At 66.8% G+C, this 15,953-nt stretch carries 16 protein-coding genes and 2 riboswitches; of the genes, 6 read left to right on the top strand and 10 right to left on the bottom strand.

All coding sequences use genetic code 11. The features are described from left to right. Window positions 1-2 precede the first annotated feature (2 nt). Genes IWX65_RS04500 through IWX65_RS04490 form a run of 3 tightly spaced genes read left to right on the top strand, consistent with a single transcriptional unit; the run spans window position 3 to window position 2,434 of the window. A complete protein-coding gene (locus IWX65_RS04500) occupies window positions 3-953 on the top strand; it encodes an NAD(P)-dependent oxidoreductase (protein ID WP_196881234.1) in 951 nt (316 codons plus the stop codon). Further along, window positions 925-1,656: a FadR/GntR family transcriptional regulator gene (locus IWX65_RS04495; protein WP_334683651.1), complete on the top strand. Its 732-nt coding sequence runs from the start codon at window positions 925-927 to the stop codon at window positions 1,654-1,656. Before IWX65_RS04500 ends, IWX65_RS04495 begins: the two co-directional genes overlap by 29 nt. Window position 1,657: 1 nt before the next feature. Continuing rightward, window positions 1,658-2,434, top strand: coding sequence for an SDR family NAD(P)-dependent oxidoreductase (locus IWX65_RS04490; RefSeq protein WP_196881232.1), 777 nt, complete (start codon window positions 1,658-1,660; stop codon window positions 2,432-2,434). Between the two features lie 56 nt (window positions 2,435-2,490). On the opposite strand, the gene IWX65_RS04485 is transcribed toward IWX65_RS04490, so the two are convergent. The 3 genes from IWX65_RS04485 to IWX65_RS17705 are packed head-to-tail and all read right to left on the bottom strand — an operon-like array spanning window position 2,491 to window position 4,437. Then, entirely contained in the window at window positions 2,491-3,222 is a 732-nt protein-coding gene (locus IWX65_RS04485; protein ID WP_196881231.1) for a GAF and ANTAR domain-containing protein, read from the bottom strand. A gap of 28 nt (window positions 3,223-3,250) precedes the next feature. After that, window positions 3,251-4,060: an ankyrin repeat domain-containing protein gene (locus IWX65_RS04480; RefSeq protein WP_334683650.1), complete on the bottom strand. Its 810-nt coding sequence runs from the start codon at window positions 4,058-4,060 to the stop codon at window positions 3,251-3,253. Window positions 4,061-4,119: 59 nt separating this feature from the next. Then, the gene (locus tag IWX65_RS17705; RefSeq protein ID WP_334683649.1) at window positions 4,120-4,437 is read right to left on the bottom strand and encodes a TIGR00366 family protein; all 318 of its coding nucleotides are present in this window, start codon (window positions 4,435-4,437) and stop codon (window positions 4,120-4,122) included. 14 nt (window positions 4,438-4,451) lie between these two features. Here IWX65_RS17705 and IWX65_RS04470 point away from each other — a divergent pair, with 14 nt between their 5' ends. Continuing rightward, window positions 4,452-4,745 carry a hypothetical protein gene (locus IWX65_RS04470; protein ID WP_196881230.1) on the top strand — a complete coding sequence of 98 codons (294 nt, stop codon included), beginning with the start codon at window positions 4,452-4,454 and terminating at the stop codon, window positions 4,743-4,745. A gap of 55 nt (window positions 4,746-4,800) precedes the next feature. Here IWX65_RS04470 and IWX65_RS04465 read toward each other — a convergent pair whose 3' ends face one another. The 7 genes from IWX65_RS04465 to IWX65_RS04435 all read right to left on the bottom strand — a co-directional run bounded on the left by IWX65_RS04465 (window position 4,801) and on the right by IWX65_RS04435 (window position 13,910). Beyond that, window positions 4,801-5,688, bottom strand: a complete 888-nt coding sequence (locus IWX65_RS04465) for a transposase (RefSeq protein WP_196881229.1) — start codon at window positions 5,686-5,688, stop codon at window positions 4,801-4,803. 353 nt (window positions 5,689-6,041) lie between these two features. Then, window positions 6,042-7,244, bottom strand: a complete 1,203-nt coding sequence (locus IWX65_RS04460) for an acyl-CoA dehydrogenase (protein WP_196881228.1) — start codon at window positions 7,242-7,244, stop codon at window positions 6,042-6,044. A 10-nt stretch (window positions 7,245-7,254) separates the two neighbouring features. After that, window positions 7,255-8,664: an LLM class flavin-dependent oxidoreductase gene (locus IWX65_RS04455; RefSeq protein WP_196881227.1), complete on the bottom strand. Its 1,410-nt coding sequence runs from the start codon at window positions 8,662-8,664 to the stop codon at window positions 7,255-7,257. Continuing rightward, window positions 8,661-10,370, bottom strand: a complete 1,710-nt coding sequence (locus IWX65_RS04450; RefSeq protein ID WP_196881226.1) for a dipeptide ABC transporter ATP-binding protein — start codon at window positions 10,368-10,370, stop codon at window positions 8,661-8,663. Before IWX65_RS04450 ends, IWX65_RS04455 begins: the two co-directional genes overlap by 4 nt. Continuing rightward, window positions 10,367-11,278, bottom strand: a complete 912-nt coding sequence (locus IWX65_RS04445) for an ABC transporter permease (protein ID WP_196881225.1) — start codon at window positions 11,276-11,278, stop codon at window positions 10,367-10,369. Before IWX65_RS04445 ends, IWX65_RS04450 begins: the two co-directional genes overlap by 4 nt. Next, window positions 11,275-12,255: an ABC transporter permease gene (locus IWX65_RS04440; protein WP_334683648.1), complete on the bottom strand. Its 981-nt coding sequence runs from the start codon at window positions 12,253-12,255 to the stop codon at window positions 11,275-11,277. The genes IWX65_RS04445 and IWX65_RS04440 overlap by 4 nt, the downstream gene beginning before the upstream one ends. Beyond that, the gene (locus IWX65_RS04435; protein WP_196881224.1) at window positions 12,252-13,910 is read right to left on the bottom strand and encodes an ABC transporter substrate-binding protein; all 1,659 of its coding nucleotides are present in this window, start codon (window positions 13,908-13,910) and stop codon (window positions 12,252-12,254) included. Before IWX65_RS04435 ends, IWX65_RS04440 begins: the two co-directional genes overlap by 4 nt. 161 nt (window positions 13,911-14,071) lie before the next feature. Further along, a riboswitch (SAM riboswitch) is annotated at window positions 14,072-14,202 on the bottom strand. 145 nt (window positions 14,203-14,347) lie between these two features. Continuing rightward, window positions 14,348-14,467: riboswitch (SAM riboswitch) on the top strand. A 61-nt stretch (window positions 14,468-14,528) separates the two neighbouring features. Between IWX65_RS04435 and IWX65_RS04430 the strand changes: the two genes are divergently transcribed. Both IWX65_RS04430 and IWX65_RS04425 read left to right on the top strand, forming a co-directional pair. Next, the gene (locus IWX65_RS04430) at window positions 14,529-15,035 is read left to right on the top strand and encodes a flavin reductase family protein (protein WP_196881223.1); all 507 of its coding nucleotides are present in this window, start codon (window positions 14,529-14,531) and stop codon (window positions 15,033-15,035) included. 66 nt (window positions 15,036-15,101) lie between these two features. Continuing rightward, window positions 15,102-15,935, top strand: a complete 834-nt coding sequence (locus tag IWX65_RS04425) for a hemerythrin domain-containing protein (protein ID WP_196881222.1) — start codon at window positions 15,102-15,104, stop codon at window positions 15,933-15,935. Window positions 15,936-15,953: the final 18 nt, after the last annotated feature.

The following is a 15,953-nucleotide window of genomic DNA, read 5'->3' as shown; positions in this document are numbered from 1 at the left end:
ACATGCACGGCTCGAAGGAGAGCAGCAACTACACCGTCGCGGTCCTCGGACTCGGTGCGATGGGCCTCCCCATCGCGGGACGGCTCGCCGGCAGGTTCACCGTTTCCGGCTACGACATCAACGCCGGACGGCGGCAACTCGCCTCGGACGCCGGTGTCACCGCCCATCCGTCGGCCCGCAGCGCGGCCGCGGGGGCCGACGCCGTCCTCCTCGCGGTCCGGAACGCTGAACAGTTGCGGGCGTCGCTGTTCGGCGACGACGGAGTCGCCGCGGTCCTGGAAGCGGGCGCCGTCGTCATCGTGACCAGCACAGTGGGACGCGAGGCCATCCCGGACGTCGTCGGACAACTGTCCGAATTCGGGGTGGACCTGGTGGACGCGCCGTTGTCCGGCGGACCGAAGCGTGCCGGGAACGGCGACCTGCTCATCGTGGTGGGTGCGGAGCCTGCGGTGCTCGCCAAAGTACGCCCCGTCCTCGATCACCTCGCCTCCACACTCACGGTGGTCGGCGACAAGCCCGGGAACGGACAGGCGTTGAAAACGGTCAACCAGTTGCTGTGCGGCGTGCACATTGCGGCCGCTGCCGAAGCGCTGGCCCTGGCCGATGCGCTGGGCCTGGACCAGGACAAAGCCCTCGCAGCCCTGGAATCGGGTGCTGCGGGCTCCTTCATGCTGTCCAACCGGGGTCCACGTATCCTCGAGGCCTACACGGCCGACGGCGCGGAGGTCCTGAGCAGGCTCGATATCTTCGTCAAGGACCTGGGAATCGTAGGGGATGCGGCCCGTTCCACGGGGCTCGCCGCGCCCGTTGCGGCTGCCGCAGAACAGCTGTTTCTGCTGGGCCAGGCGCAGGGCCTCGGCCTGGCCGACGATTCAGCGGTCATCCGGGTGGTGGCTCCGGGGAAGCGTGCCACTCGGAGAGGGGATGGCCGTGGGCCGGAAATCATTGGTTGAGTCAGTGGTCGAGGACCTCTTCGAGCGCATCCTGGGGGCCGAGATCGCACCGCATGAGCCGTTACCCCCGGAGGCACAGCTGGCGCAAGCGTTCGACGTCAGCCGCTTGACCGTCCGGGAGGCACTGAAGACCCTTCAGGCCCAGAACATCGTGTACGTACGGCGGGGCCTCGGCACGTTCGTGAACCCGCCGGATCAGTGGACCGGCCTGGAAGCGATCCTGAAAGCGGCGTCGCGCGGCATCGCCTCGAATCAGGCTGCACTGCGTCTGCTCGAGGTGCGGCGGATGGTCGAGACCGGTGCCGCCGAGCTCGCTGCACGGCATGCGACCCCGGCCGATCTGCAGCAGATGGAATTCGCGAACCGCGACCTGAAAGCTGCCCATGCCGCGCAGGACCTCGACGCGGTGACGATCGCCGACCTCGCGTTCCATGATGCTGTGTTCCGCGCATCCGCCAACCCGTTCGTTCCTGTTCTGCTGGGTCAATTGGCACAGCTCCTCTACGTGATGCGGCGGGAAACGTCAGCCTTCCCCGAGGTGCAGCGCCACGCGATCAAGCATCACGACCTGATTCTGGACGCCATCGCTTTCCGAAGCCCGGAAGCCGCACGCCTGGCCATGGACGCCCATATCAACCAGACCTACGAAGATTTCGAGCACTACATCAGCAGGCAAGACCAAACCCCTCCAGGAGATGGATAACATGACCGAACTTCCAGCATTCCCCACCGAACGCACCGCGGTACTCACCGGCGCTGCCTCAGCCCGCGGCATCGGACGAGCCACAGCGGACCTTCTTGCGGCCCAGGGGTGGTGCATCGCCATCCTGGATATCGACGGCGACGCCGCTGCAAAGGCAGCCGAGGAGATCGCCGGCAAGCACGGCGTCCGGGCCCTCGGCGTCCGTGCCGACGTCTCCGATCAGGAGTCCGTGGATTCTGCCATCATCAGCGTGGAGGAATCGCTGCCCCCCGTGGTAGGGCTGGCCAACATCGCCGGGATCAGTTCTCCCGTGGAATTCATGGATGAGACCAAGGAAGGGTGGGAACGCGTCTTCGCCATCAACATGACCGGCACCTTCCTGGTGACCCAGCGCGTGCTTTCCGGCATGATCGACCGCAAACTCGGCCGCGTGGTCAGCATCTCCTCCATCTCCGCGCAGCGCGGCGGCGGCACCTACTCCAAGGTCGCGTACAGCGCGTCGAAGGCCGGCATCGTCGGCTTCACCCGGGCCCTTGCCCGCGAGATGGGAGAACACGGCATCACGGTGAACTGTGTCGCCCCCGGTCCGGTGGATACCGACATCATGGGCGGCGCGCTCAGCGACGACCGGAAAGAGGCGATGTCACAGGACATCCTGGTGGGCCGGGTAGGCACCGTGCGCGACATCGCCGCCCTGTTGGTGTTCCTGATGGGCGAGGATGCCGGGTTCATCACGGCGGCCACCTACGACATCAATGGCGGGCTGCAGATTTCCTAGTCCTGGAGCCGTTGCGGGAAGATTGCGTCTGGTCCGAACCGCTGCTCGCGCGTCGGTCAGTCGCCGAAGTGCGTCTCGACGGCTGCACTGGTGGCAGACCGGACGATGCTTTCGGCGACGACGCGGAGCTTCACGTTCCGGTGGCTGGACGCCTTCCGGAGGATGTCGATGGCCTCGATCTGCGTGCACCGGTTCTGCGCGATGATGATCCCGACGGCGATGTCGATGTTCGTTCGTGATTCCATCGCCGTTTTCAGGTTCGCTGCCGCGTCCTGGTACTTCGACATCTGCAGTGCCAGTTGCAGGGCACTCGACGCTTCCGCGGCATACTCCTTCACCTGCTCGACGACCTCGGACGTGAAGGCCCCGGGCTCCATCGCGTACAGATTCACTGCCGCCCCGCCGTCGTCGTCCCTCATCAGCGGCACGCCGAGTGCCGAGTAGTACCCGCGGTCGCTGATGGCGCTCAGGTAGTCGCGCCACCGGGGGTCGGTACGCGTATCCAGGACGACGTTGATATTGCCGGTTCTCACGGCATCGAGGCAGGGGCCGTCGCCGAACCCGTACTGGACCTCGTCGAGCTCCTTCGCCTCCATGCTGCTGCTCGCGACCGTGGTGGCCCGGTTGCGCTGCTTCAAGGTTATTCCGCACATCACGGTTACCGTGGGCTCAAGAATCCTGGACGTATGCACGGCGAACGCCTCGAGGAAAAGATGGAGGTTGTCGGACTCGAGGATGAGATGCTGCAACTTGCCGGCAGCTGAACCACCGACATTCGTTTCTGTCATCCCCACAGCTTACGGAAATTCCTACGCCTCAACTCAAGGGCCGAAGGAGATCGGCAATGGTGGTGAAGCCCAGGCGCTCGGCGTTCTGCAGTGCCGTGTTGCCTTCGGCGTCCCGAATCCCTGGATCCGCTCCGGCATCCAGCAGCTGACGCACCACCTCCAGCTGGTTCGGGCCACCATCATTGAGGAGGATGGCCTCCTGAAGGGCGGTCCAGCCCAGGTTGTTGACGTGGTTCACATCGGTTCCGGCGGCGATCAGGATCCGCACCGTCTCCACATATCCATGTTCGCTCGCCGGGATCAGGGCTGTTCCTCCGTAACGGTTGGTGCTCCGCACGTCAGCTCCGCCGGCCAGGGTCAGTTGCAGGACTTCGTTGAATCCTTCCGCCCCGGCATACAGGAACGCTGAGTCCTGGAGGGCATCCTTGGCATTGACGCTCCCACCGGCGTCGATGAGTTCCTCGACGCGGGCCGGGTCGTTTGCCTTCGCAGCGAGGATCAGCCTGCGGTCGAGGTCCGATTGTTCCTCCGCGGGAAGGAGCGGCCGCTGGACGGCTGACGACGACGGTGCAGTGGGCAAAGGCAGGAGTGACGGCGCGCTCGACGACGGCAGGCTCGAGGACGGCGCGGCCAGCACCGGGGTGGGCGGAGACGCAGCGCCGGGAGGTGCGGTCTCAGCCGTCGTCCGGGCCGGGGTCTCCTCCGTCGACCGGGGACCGTCACCCACCGGTGTGCACCCGGACAGCATCAGGGCAGCAAGAAGCCCTGCTGCAACCAGAACCGGTCCAGGATGCGCGGACCACTCTCCGGCCCAGGTCCGATTCCGGGAGCTCGTCATGCAACAAAACTACTCCTCTGCGCCTGGACCCGCAGCGGCTCCGGCTGCTGTGCGGGAACTCAGCCCACGCCCACGATCAGCAGGATTCCGGCGAAGGCGATGCCCGACACGATGAGGGTCACCATGGTGTAGCCAAGGATGTCCCGCATCTTGAGTCCTGCGATGGCCAGCAGGGGCAGGGCCCGGAACGGCTGGATCATATTCGTCCACTGGTCGCCGCAGGAAACGGCCATGGTCGCAACACTGTGTCCAACAGCCTGCGGTGGAGTTTGTACCAGAAGTTTCAGAAGTGGTTCCGTCGCGGCAATTGTTCCGGCGGCTGGAAGATCCGAGAAAGCTCCTCGCCCTGCGGACGGCGTACGCCAACGGCGTGGCACTAATATGCTGAACTATGGACAGTCAAGGAACGCTGCTCGGATGGGCTTTCGGCAAGCCCGGTCATCAGCACCAGCCCGGCTACCTGGATCAGTTGAAAGCAGAGTCCCTCCGCTCCGTCACCGAGGAGGCCGCCTTCAAGGGCGTCGACGTCGAAGCGGGTTCCGAAAGCTTCGCTGTCTCACATCGGCCGGCTTTTCCCTCGACCTCCGAAGATGAGGAAGAGATGCTTGTGGTGCGCTGCCGGGTCACTGTGACGGGTCCCGGTGCGGACAAACTGCACGGCGAAGGACCGATGAACGGTCTTTAGGGAGCTCTGGGGCTGACCGGTCGCACGCCCGACTCCGCTATTGTTTTCCCGCAGGTCAGTCCGCATCAGCCACCTTCTCCCTGGCCGCTTCAACGGCGGCGTGTGCTTCCTCGGCTCGCTCGGCGGACTTGCGGCGCTGGCGTTCGGCCTCCCGGGTTTCTCCCTCCACGCCGTCGAGCTCACGGCGCAGTGCCGCCAGGCGCTCCTGCAGGTCCTCGATCAACGCCTTGAGTCCGTCCCGCTTCCCGCCGAACCGGTCGGCGCGGGACTCCGCCTGTCGAGCGGCATCATCCGCCCGCTCCGCTTCCGTTTCGGCCCGGCCGAGGTCCACGCGGGCCTGCTCCAGCAGGCGGAGCTGCTCCGGGGAAGTGGACCGGCCAGCGCCGGACTTCCTCCCCTCACTCCGTTCCGGACTGGCCGGGCCGTCGCCGGGTGCGTCGAAGGGGCCACCCACTGCTCCGTCGAGGGAAACAGGCTCCCAACCCGAGACCTCCAGCGGACGCACCAGACGCGCGGTGAGGACCGCGGCTGCCGCAGCGGGATCGGTCATCGCCGCCCGCAGCGTCGATTCCACCCCTTCAAGGGCGGCCGGGCCGACGTCGTACCCGAGGTCCCCGGCGACGTCGAGACCCTGCCGGGCCACTGCGGCCAACAGGCGCTGCCGCTGCTGGCCCAGTGCGTGGAGCTGCGCGCGGTCGCTGCCCTCCTGCGCCTCGCGGAGCGATCCGCCAAGTTCGAGCACCTGTTCCACCTCACTGCGCCGATGGGTCACCAGCAGATTGACCAGCCATGCCGCCGTCGAAGCCTTCGGGAGCTTCTTCAGCAGGGCGGCAAGGTCCTTGTCCCCGGTGCCTATGGCCTCCCTGGCGCGGTCGTTTCGTGCGCCCGTGAACTGATCCAACGGCAGTGCATACAGTTCGGTGGCAACGGTGCCGAAATCCATAAGATCCTGCCGGTCGGCGCTACGGGGTAACGGGCTACTGGAAGATGCCCAGCGTACCGTCGGGTTACGCGTCAGCGTCAACGTCAGCGGATTGCCGCTTGCGGTAGGCCACCATATTGACGCGGTTGGCGCACCGCACGCTGCAGTAGCGTTTCGAGCGGTCTCCATTCCGCGGCGGGAGCGAGCCCCGCTCAATAACTGGACCCTGAGGGACGTGTACTTCAATGGTCGGCGGGGCCTCGTGGTGGTCTCCGGTTACGGTCCTCCGAATCCGGCATCGAGGTATGCAGGGCAACCGCTCGGGAGATAACTCGCCGGGCCGATGACGCGCCGAAACGGGCCCGCCGGTGGTTTCAGGTATTGAAGCGGTCAAGCTCCCCGGTCAATTCCCACCCGCCCACAGACCGAGCCTTGTAGATGGCGGGATTGTGCGAGGCGATGGTCCGGGCGTTGCGCCAATGGCGGTCGAGGCCGCGCTCGATGGACACCGCCGACGCCCCACCCACCTCGAAGAGCCGGGACGTCGCGCTGAGTACCTGGTCGATGACGGTCACCTGCGCCTGATAGACAGCAAGCTCCGCTTCATCGACGGCGTCGCGCCTCACACCGGGACCGGTGGCCTCGGTGAGGACGCCGAATGCCTTCCCGAGCGCGCGTGCCGCAGCGCTGACCGAGGCTTCAGCGGAGAAGGCGAGGCTCGAAACTTCACCGATCACCTGCTGCACCTGCGGATCCCCGGCGGGCACGGACGACGTCGCATTCGCGTACGTGCGGGTGCGCGGCGCAACGAAGGCAACGACGTCGTCCGTCGCGGCCCGTGCTATTCCTGCGAGAGAGGCCACCAGGACCAGCTGGAAAAAGGCGTGCACGTGACTCGGCTGGCTCTTGTTGAAGGGCCGGACGTCGGCGGGATCCACCCGGACGCTCCGGAACACCGTGGTGCCACTGCCCGTCAGTCTCTGGCCGAACCCGTTCCAGTCATCGAGGCACTCCACGCCGGGTGCGCCGGCAGCGACGGCATAGGAGACACGTTCGCCGTCGGAAATCGCGCTTCCGGCAATCCAGTCCGCGTAGATGCTGCCGGTGCTGTAGTACTTCGTCCCCTCCAGGAGGAGGTCGCCGTCCACGGCTGAGATGGTGGTGCTGATGTCCTTGAGCGAGGCCCCGGTCAGTTCACTCGAGGCGTTGCCGATCATCGCGCCGCCGGCAATGACGGGAAACCAACGCTCGGCACGAGGACCGCCGTCGTCGAGCAGGAGCCCTTCCACGAAGGCGAAGTGTCCCCGCCAAAGCTGGGCGAGGTTCGAGTCGGCAGCGGCGAGGTTCGTCAGGAGCAGGAAGAGCTGGGGGAGGGAGGCGCCGAGTCCGCCACGGTCCTGCGGTATCCGCAGCGCTCCGAATCCTGCCGTCTTCAGGGACTCGACCTCGGTGGAGGGAAGTTTCCGCTGTACCTCACGCAGTGCCGAGCCTGTGGCGATGTGATCGAATAGCGGGCCGAAGCGGGCAAGCAGGTCCTGGTCTGTCGGAAGTGCTGCAGCGGTTGCTGTTGCTGTCATCGAGGCTCTCCTAGACCGAGGCCGAAGCAAGGGCCGGTGAATCGAGGTTCGCTCCTCCGCGGTACCGGGCGCCCGGGTGGGAGTCGAAGAGCCGAGCATTGCCGGCGCCGAAGAACCGTTCCCGCAGGGTCCCCTCCTCATAGGAGGTGCGGTAGAGCCCGCGGCGCTGGAGTTCGGGCACCACGTGCTCCACGAAGTCCTCGGCCGTACCGGGGGTGAGGAACTGCCGCAGGTTGAAGCCGTCGAGGTCGGTCTCGCGGACCCACCGCTCGATCTCGTTGACCACTTCGACTGCCGTGCCGACCGCGAAGAACGGCCCGCGGTCGAACCGCGTCACGCGCCCCAGCGCCTCACCCACCGTGGTGCCGGCCGGCAGGCGGCGGTTGCTGGGCTGTCGGTCCCTGCCGGGCCGGTTCTCGCGCGCGAGGACATCCTCGACGAGCTCGCTCGGATGGTATGCCGCGAGGTCGATGCCGCCTCCGCCCACATGCGCGAGGTAGCCCTCCGCGCTGGAGAGTCTCCTGAACTCCTCCGCCTTCCGCTGCGCGTCCTTGGAGGTTCTTCCCACGATGACGACGGCACTCGCGAAGGTCTTGATGTGGTCCCGGGAGCGGCCGTTCGCCTCGGCGAGGCGTCGAAGGTCGGCCACGTTGTCGCGGTACGCCGCGAGGTCGGTACCGCCCACGAAGACCGCCTCGGCGTGTTTGGCCGCGAAGGCCTTGCCCGCCACCGAACTGCCTGCCTGGAAGAGGACGGGGGTGCGCTGGAGGGACGGCTGGGCCAGGTGCGGTCCGGCCACCGAGAAATGGGGGCCCTGGTGGTTGATGTACCGGACCTTCGTGGGGTCGGTGTAGACGCGGTGCTCGCGGTCCTGCACCACGGCGTCGTCATCCCACGACCCCTCCCACAGCTTGTAGAGGACATCGAGGTATTCGTCGGCGATCTCGTAGCGGCGGTCATGTTCCACCTCGTCGGGCAGCCCGAAGTTCCGGGCCGCGTTGGGCAGGTAGGAGGTCACGATGTTCCAGCCGAAGCGCCCCTTCGTGAGGTGGTCCAGCGTCGAGGCGCGGCGTGCGAAGGCGAAGGGCGGCTCATAGGTGGTGGAGAAGGTCGCAGCGAAACCGAGATGCTTCGTGGCCGCCGCCATCGCAGGAATGATCAGCAGGGGGTCGTTGCTCGGAATCTGCACGGCTTCGCGGAGTGCCGTCTCTGGTCCGGCGCGGTAGCCGTCGTAGGTTCCGACGACGTCGGCGAGGAACACGGTGTCGAAGAGCCCGGCCTCGAGGAGCTTGGCTTCCTCGACCCAGAAGTCGAGGTCGTTGAAGCGGTGGCGGTTGTTCTCCGGATGGACCCACAAACCGTGCGAGATGTGACCCACGCAGTTCATTTCGAAGAGGTTGAAGGCGATCTTCTTGGTCATGAGTGGATCTGCTCCTTGATGGAAGGGAGTGGAGGGGAGGGAAGCTGCGGGATGGCGCTCAATAACTCCCGCGTGTACGCCTGTTCGGGCTGCAGGAAGACGCGGTCGATGGGACCGGATTCCACCACCGCACCGTCCTTCATCACCAGCACGGTGTCGGCGATGTGGTGGATGACGCCGAGGTCGTGGGAGATGAACAGGTAACTCAGGGAGAACTCCTGCTGCAGGTCGGCAAGGAGGTCGAGGATCTGCGCCTGCACCGAGACATCCAGGGCGGAGACCGGCTCGTCGCAGATGAGGACTTCAGGCTCGGCGGCCAGGGCACGGGCGATGGCCACGCGCTGACGCTGGCCGCCCGAGAGCTCGATAGGCCGGCGCTGGTGCTCGTCGGTCCCCAGCCGGACCAGGCCGAGAAGCTCGCGGATTCGTTCCGCACGGGCGGCGCGGGGGACACCCGCGGCCAGGAGTGCTTCGCCGATGATCCGGCCGACGGTGTGCCGCGGGTCGAAGGAACTGAGGGGATCCTGGTAGATCATCTGCACGGACCGGCGCGCGGTGCGGTTTCCGGACCGTCCCAGGTCCTCCCACGTTGCACCGTGCAGAAGCACGCTGCCCGAATCGGGTTTCTCGACCCCGAGGACCATGCGGGCCGCAGTGCTCTTTCCGGAGCCGGATTCACCGACGATGCCCAGCGTGGTACCGCGCTCGAGCGAGAACGACACCCGATCCACGACCGTGCGGTTCACGCGGTCCGGGCCGGGAAAGGTCTTGGTGATGTCCTTAGCCGACAGGATGGTGCGGTGCCTGTTGCCGCCCATCTGCCCGTCGGCGTGTGGTGCGGATCGAGGCTCGGCAACGGGTGCTACCGGGCGCCCCTGCACGACGGCCCGGTGCCCGCCGAGCCGCGATCCGCGTGAGGCGGCCGAGGGAATCGAAGCCAGGAGCTCGAGGGTGTAGGGGTGCTGAGGATCCTGCAGTACTTGCTGGGTAGGGCCCTGCTCGACGATCTCGCCGTCGCGCATCACCGCGATCCGGTCCGCGAGGCCGGCCACGACGGACAGGTCGTGGCTCACCACGAGCATGCCCATGGAGCCTTTCTTCAGCCGGTTCAGCAGGCGCATCACCTGCGCCGCCACCGTGGCGTCAAGCGCCGTCGTCGGTTCGTCCGCGATGAGGAATCCCGGGCCCGCGGCGATTGCCGAGGCGATCAGCGCCCGTTGCCGGAGGCCGCCGGACAACTGATGCGAGTACTGAAGGGCCCTCAGCCCCGGTTCCGGCACACCCACCTCGGTGAGCAGTTCGAGGACGCGCGCCTGCCGGGCGGCCTTTCCGAGGTCGGTGTGGAGTTTCAGCGCTTCGCCTACCTCGTCGCCGATCGGGCGCAGTGAGTCCAGCGAGGACAGGGCATCCTGAAGGACGAAGCCGATGTGCCGGCCGCGCACCGACTTCCACTCGCGCTCGCCCCAGCCACGGGTGTCCTTCCCGCGGAAGGAGACGGCATCGGCGCTGAGATGCGACTGCGGCCCGGTCAACCCGACGAGCGTGCGTGCCGTCACTGATTTCCCCGAGCCCGACTCGCCGACCAGGGCGAGGCATTCACCGGCATGGACGGCGAGGGAAACGTTCCGGAGGACGGTGCGCGGGGCGCGTCGCGGACCGAAGGAAACGCTGAGGTTCTTCACCTCGACGATGGGTGTGCTGGTCATGAGGTTGTCCTTCCTTCGGAACGGTGGCGCAGTTCACGCCCGACGACGGTGATCGCGAGGACGGTCCCGACGAGGAACGTGGCCGGCAGCGTGATGAGCCAGGGCGCGTTGGAGATGAAGTTCCGTCCGATGGAGAGCATGGCTCCCCATTCAGGTGCAGGTGGGGGAGTGCCGAGGCCCAGGAAACTGAGTGAGGCACCCGCGCCGATGGCGGACCCCACCCCGATCGTGGCCAGGACGAGCACCGGTTTCACGACATTGGGCAGCACGTGGTGCAGCAGGACATGCCGGCGAGGAAAACCCAGCACGCCCGCCGCCTCCACGTATGCCGCCCGCCGCACCAGGTGCGCCTGGGTCCGGGTGATGCGGGCGTAGTAGGCGATGCTGCCCGCGCCGATCGCCAGGATGGCGTTCTCGGTACCCCCGCCGATGATGCCGATGACCACCAGCGCGAGGATGATCTCCGGCACCGCGAGCGTGACGTCTAGGAAGCGCATCACCGAGGCCTCGACGAACCGTTTGCTCAGGCCCGCGAAGAGTCCGAGGAGCGTCCCGCCGACGAGCCCGATCGCCGTGGCGCCGACTCCGATATACAGGGAGGTCCGGGCTCCATGAACGATCCTGCTATAGACGTCGGCCCCGGACTCGTCGGTTCCGAACCAATGCGCAGCGCTCGGCGGGCGGAAGCTCTCGGCAGGGTTCACGGAATAGGGATCGGTGGAAGCCAGGACGTTAGGGGCCGCGACGGCGAGGGCGAGCCAGACGAGGAATCCGACGGCGAGGATGAGGCCGGGCCTGAAGCGCCGCCGCCTCCGGGGAGGGCGTACCCGGTCCCGTGTGGCGGCAGCCGGGATCTCCGGGGGACTCTGGACCACCGGGGCCGTGCCTGGTCGGAGGTCGATGCTCATGCGGTTACCACCCTAGGATCGATGAGCGTGTAGAGGAGGTCGACTGCGAGGTTGACCACCACGTACACGGCTGCTGAGAGCAGGACGACGCCGATGATCACCGGCAAGTCCTTTTCATACACGGACGCGAGCGCCAGGCTTCCCACGCCCTGCCGGCTGAAGAGGGTTTCCACGATCACCGAACCGCCGAGGAGGGCGGCGATGAGGAACCCGGACATCGTCAGGACGGGGATGACGGCATGCCGGAGCGCGTGGATCACGCGGACCTGGGCGTCGCGCATTCCACGCGCCCTGGCGGTGAGGACGAAAGCCTGCTCCAGCACGTCGTCGAGCTCGTTGCGGAGTACCTGCGAGAGCGGACCGAATACCGCGAGTGCGAGCGTCAGTGCGGGCAGCACGAGCGACGCCGGCCCCTGGTTGCCGCCGATCGGGAACCAGTGCAGGCTGAACGAGAACACCATCAGCAGGACGAAGCCGATCACGAAAGTGGGGGTCGCGGCGCACACCACCTCCACACCGGATACCAGCGAGCGGATCCACGGGCGCCGCTGTGCCGAGGCAAGGGCGACGGCGAACGTGAGCGGCAGGGCGAGAAGAGCGGCGGCACCGGCGAGCTGCGCCGTCGAACCGATCTGTTGCCCGATGGCCTCCGTGACGGGGATGCGCAGCCGGTAGGACTGGCCGAGGTCTCCCTGGAGCAGCCCGCCCAGGTAGTGCAGGTACTGGATGGCCAGGGGCTCATCGAGCAGGTAGTCCTGGCGCACGCGGTCGATCGCCTCCGGAGTGAGTCGGGCATCGGGTCCGCCCAGGATCAGGAGCGCCGTGTCTCCCGGGATGAGGTACACCGCCAGGAAGGTGAGGGTTGCGGCTCCCCACAGCACTCCGACTCCCACGACGAGGCGGAGTGCGACGCGGCGGGCCATTGCACCGGGCCGGCCGGTCTTTCTCGTGCTTCCCGGGGCCAAGGTTGCCGTCACTGCGCAAGCCAGGCGTAGGTGAGGACGGGAACGGGGTGGGACGTGTCCGTGGCTACGCCCTGCACCGAGTTCGAGTAGGCGAACTGGCTCGGATTCTCGTAGAGGGGCAGCCCCGGCACCAGATCGGTGAGCCGGTGCTGTGCCTGGGAGTAGGCCTCCGCCGCGTCCGGGCCATCGGCCGCGCCGCGAGCCCGCAGCAGGATCTCATCCAGTTCCGGGTCGTTCACGTAGGAGGAATTCTGGCCGATGCGCTCGCCGGTGATTTCCGAGGAGTGGTACCGGATGAACAGGACGTCCGTGGTGTTGGTGTGCCACACTCCGGCCAGGGCGTCATAGTCTCCGGCGTACCTCAGTTCCGTGAGTTGTGCCTGGGGAAGCTGGATGATCTCCAGCTCGATCCCTACCTTCCGGACCTCGCCCTGCAGCTGGACGAGGAGGGGACTGGGAGCCGAGGCTTCCACTGTGGGAACTTCGACGGTCAGCCGCTCGCCGTCCTTGGTGCGGAAGCCCTCGGCGTCGCGGGAGTCCCAACCGGCGTCGTCGAGCAGCTGGTCTGCGCGCTCGGGATCGTGGGCCAGTGTGCCTTCCACCGAGGGATCGTAGTATTTGCTCTCCTTCGACAGGTACGAGTCGATGGGGGTGTAGGTGCCGAAGCCGAGGCTTTCCGTGACCGCCCTGGTGTCCACGGCGGTGGTAAAGGCTTCCCGGACGGCCGGGTCGCTGAAGGGCTCCCGGTTCAGGTTGAAGCCGAGCACGTACGGGCTGCCGGTGCGCGGCAGGTTCTCGTAGGTGAACGCCGGGTCCGCCTGCACCGCGGCCGCGTTCTGCGGCGCGAGGTTCTCCGTCAGCCCGTACTGGCCCGACACGAGGGACTGGTAGCGGATCACGGGCTCGGCGACCACGGTGACTTCGACGCCGTCCAGGTGGGCCTCGCCGGATCCGCCCAGCCAGTCGGGAGCCCAGCCGTATCCCTCCCGCTTGGCGTAGCTGATGCTCTGTCCCGGCTGGTAGGCCTCGAGGACGTAGGGCCCGGATCCCACCGGGTTCTGGCACAGGGTTTCCGGCGACTCGGTGATGGCCTTGCCCGAGTTCATGCCCAGCCAGGACTGCGCGAGCGTGTAGAGGAAGGGGGTGTAGGCGTACTCGAGGTGCGCTTCGAAGGTGTAGTCGTCGATCACCGTTCCATCGACGTAGGGTGCGATGTAGGCGGCGGCCAGCGGAGATTTCGTGGCCGGGTCCCGCATGTGCTCGAGGTTCTGCTGGAACACGGTCGCGTTCCATGGCGACCCGTCGCTGAACGTCACGTCCTGACGCAGGTGGAACGTGTACGTCCTGCCGTCCTCGGAGATGTCCCAGGACTCGGCGAGATAGGGGGCGATCTCGCCGTCGTCGTCGAGCGTGACCACGTTGTCGTAGATCAGCCGGCCCAGGAACTGCTGCTGTGTCGCCGAGATGCCGTGGCCGTCGAGGCAGCCGGGCTCGGCGGAGATCGAGACATTGAGGACCCCGCCGTCCACGGGCGTGGCGTCAGCGGGCACGGTCTGTGTCCCGGCAGGGGAGGCGCAGGACGCGAGCAGGCCGGCGACGACGGCGAGGGTTGCGCCGCGGGTCAGGGTGCGGCGGACCCGGAAGCGGGCATGAAAAGACAGGGACATGAGGTTCCTTCTGTGCGAGGAAGCGGGCATGGGTCATCGCGGCAGGGACTGCGCAATGGGAAATGGCGGCGACGGTGGCCGGCAGGGCCGGTGCCGCAGGCGGGGTGGCGTCAGGCGGTGAGAAGTGGACAGCTGTGGAAACGCATCATGCGTCATCCTTCCGATTGCTCTTGACCGCACCGGACGCCGCAACAGATGCGGTGGGTGCAGCCCACTTCGTCATCCGAACCACCCGGAAAGCATGGGGTTGGTGCGCGGCCAAGTCGGAGCTTGACGGCCGCATCTCTTGAAGCTGACCCCACTGTATGCCGGATCTTTCCGCTGTCCAGTCGGGTCAGGTCACAGACGGTCATAAAGGGCGGACAGCAGCTTTCTTACGTTCTGTGTCGTGCCCGGCGTTGACGGCGGGCTCGGGATGCCCCTAGCGTGGGAGGCGCAATCAAGAGTTCCAGCCACAGGCCCTGGCCGGCTGGACAGCAACCCTCTCGTCGTAGCGGGGTGCTCCAGGTGATGATTCGGCCGCTGGGCAGTTTTCGCCCGAGGGGCAAGTACGGCGTTTCCCCCGCTGCCTTCTGCTTTTCGGTACGCGGGACGACGCCTTTTTCGAAGGAAGTGGGCATGGCGTTGAATGTCAATCTGGAGCCGGCGGTTCTACGGCAGGCTTTCGGGCGCTTTCCCTCAGGGATCGCAGCGCTCTGTGCCCGGGTGGACGGAGTTCCCGAGGGCATTGTTGCTTCCTCGTTCACCGTCGGGGTGTCGCTCGATCCGCCACTGGTGATGTTCGCCATCCAGAACACCTCGCGCACCTGGCCGGAGCTGCGAAAGCAACCCCGTATCGGTGTTTCGGTCCTGGCCTCCGGGCAGAAGGATGCCTGCCTGCAGATCGCGTCGAAGTCAGCCGACCGGTTCGCAGCACTCGACATCGAAGTCACGCCCGCCGGCGCCGTACTGCTCTCCGACGCCGTACTGTGGCTGGACTGCTCGGTCGAGGCGGAGTATCCCGCCGGAGATCACCAGGTGGTGCTCCTCCGGGTGCACGGCCTGCAGTTCGAGGACAAGGACTCCGTGCCGCTCGTGTTCCACGCCTCCGAATTCCACCGGCTGCCGGAGCCGTCGCTGGTGTAGCGGCAAGTGTTTCGAATCGGGTCCTCCGGGGTACTGATACCGGAAACTCCCTCCGAAAGGACGCCCATGTACCCGTCAGTCGCACACCAGACCGTTGCGGAGCTGGGTGGCCCCACGAGCGTCCTGGTTCGGCAGAAGAACGACCACGTCAAGCTCAACGCCTTGCTGAAGGAACTGGAAGGATCGAGAGGAGCCGAGCAGGGCGATGTGCTGCGGCGCATCTACCGGCTGGTGTTTCCCCACGCCTTCGCCGAGGAGGCGGTGCTGTGGCCCGTGGTGCGGCGGGTCCTGCCCGATGGTGAACAACTCACCCTTGAGGTGGAGCAGGAGCACCAGGAGGTCAATGAACTGGTGACGCGGCTTGAAACCCTCGAGGAGGGGGACCCGGAGCGGGAACGCGTACTCGACCGGCTGGTCGAGGTGCTGGGGGAGGACGTACGCGACGAGGAGGACAAGCTTTTCCCCCGGCTGCAGGAAGTGGTGAGCAAACGCCTGCTTCAGCTGATGGGCATCTCCTGGGAGGTGGTCCGCAGAACCGCCCCCACCCGCGCTCATCCGGTCGTGGCAAGGCGGCCGCCAGGCAACGCCGTCGCGGCAGTTCCGCTTTCACTCATCGACCGCATCCGCGACGCGGTCGACACCGCAATACTGCAGAGGCCGAAAGCCGTTTCACCGGTTCTCCATCGCACGAGCACCCTGCTGGCGCGGGTAGCCCATTCGATCGAGCACCTCCCGCTCCTGACACGCGGAGAGGACCCAACCACGAGCAGGGTGGGCCGACGGTCCGATGGGAGCGGACGACGCCGGCCTCCTGTCGCGGGCGTTGTCGCTGTCGCGGCCGGGGGAGCTGTAGCGGGAGAGCTGGTGTTCCGCTCGCTCACCCGGCGGACCCGCCGCTGAACGCTCAATCCGATCGAT

Origin of the sequence: Arthrobacter sp. CAN_A214, assembly GCF_015751955.1 — a bacterium.
Lineage (GTDB): Bacteria > Actinomycetota > Actinomycetes > Actinomycetales > Micrococcaceae > Arthrobacter_D.
The sequence above is the reverse complement of the archived record's forward strand: the minus strand, read 5'-3'. Positions and strand labels throughout refer to the sequence as shown.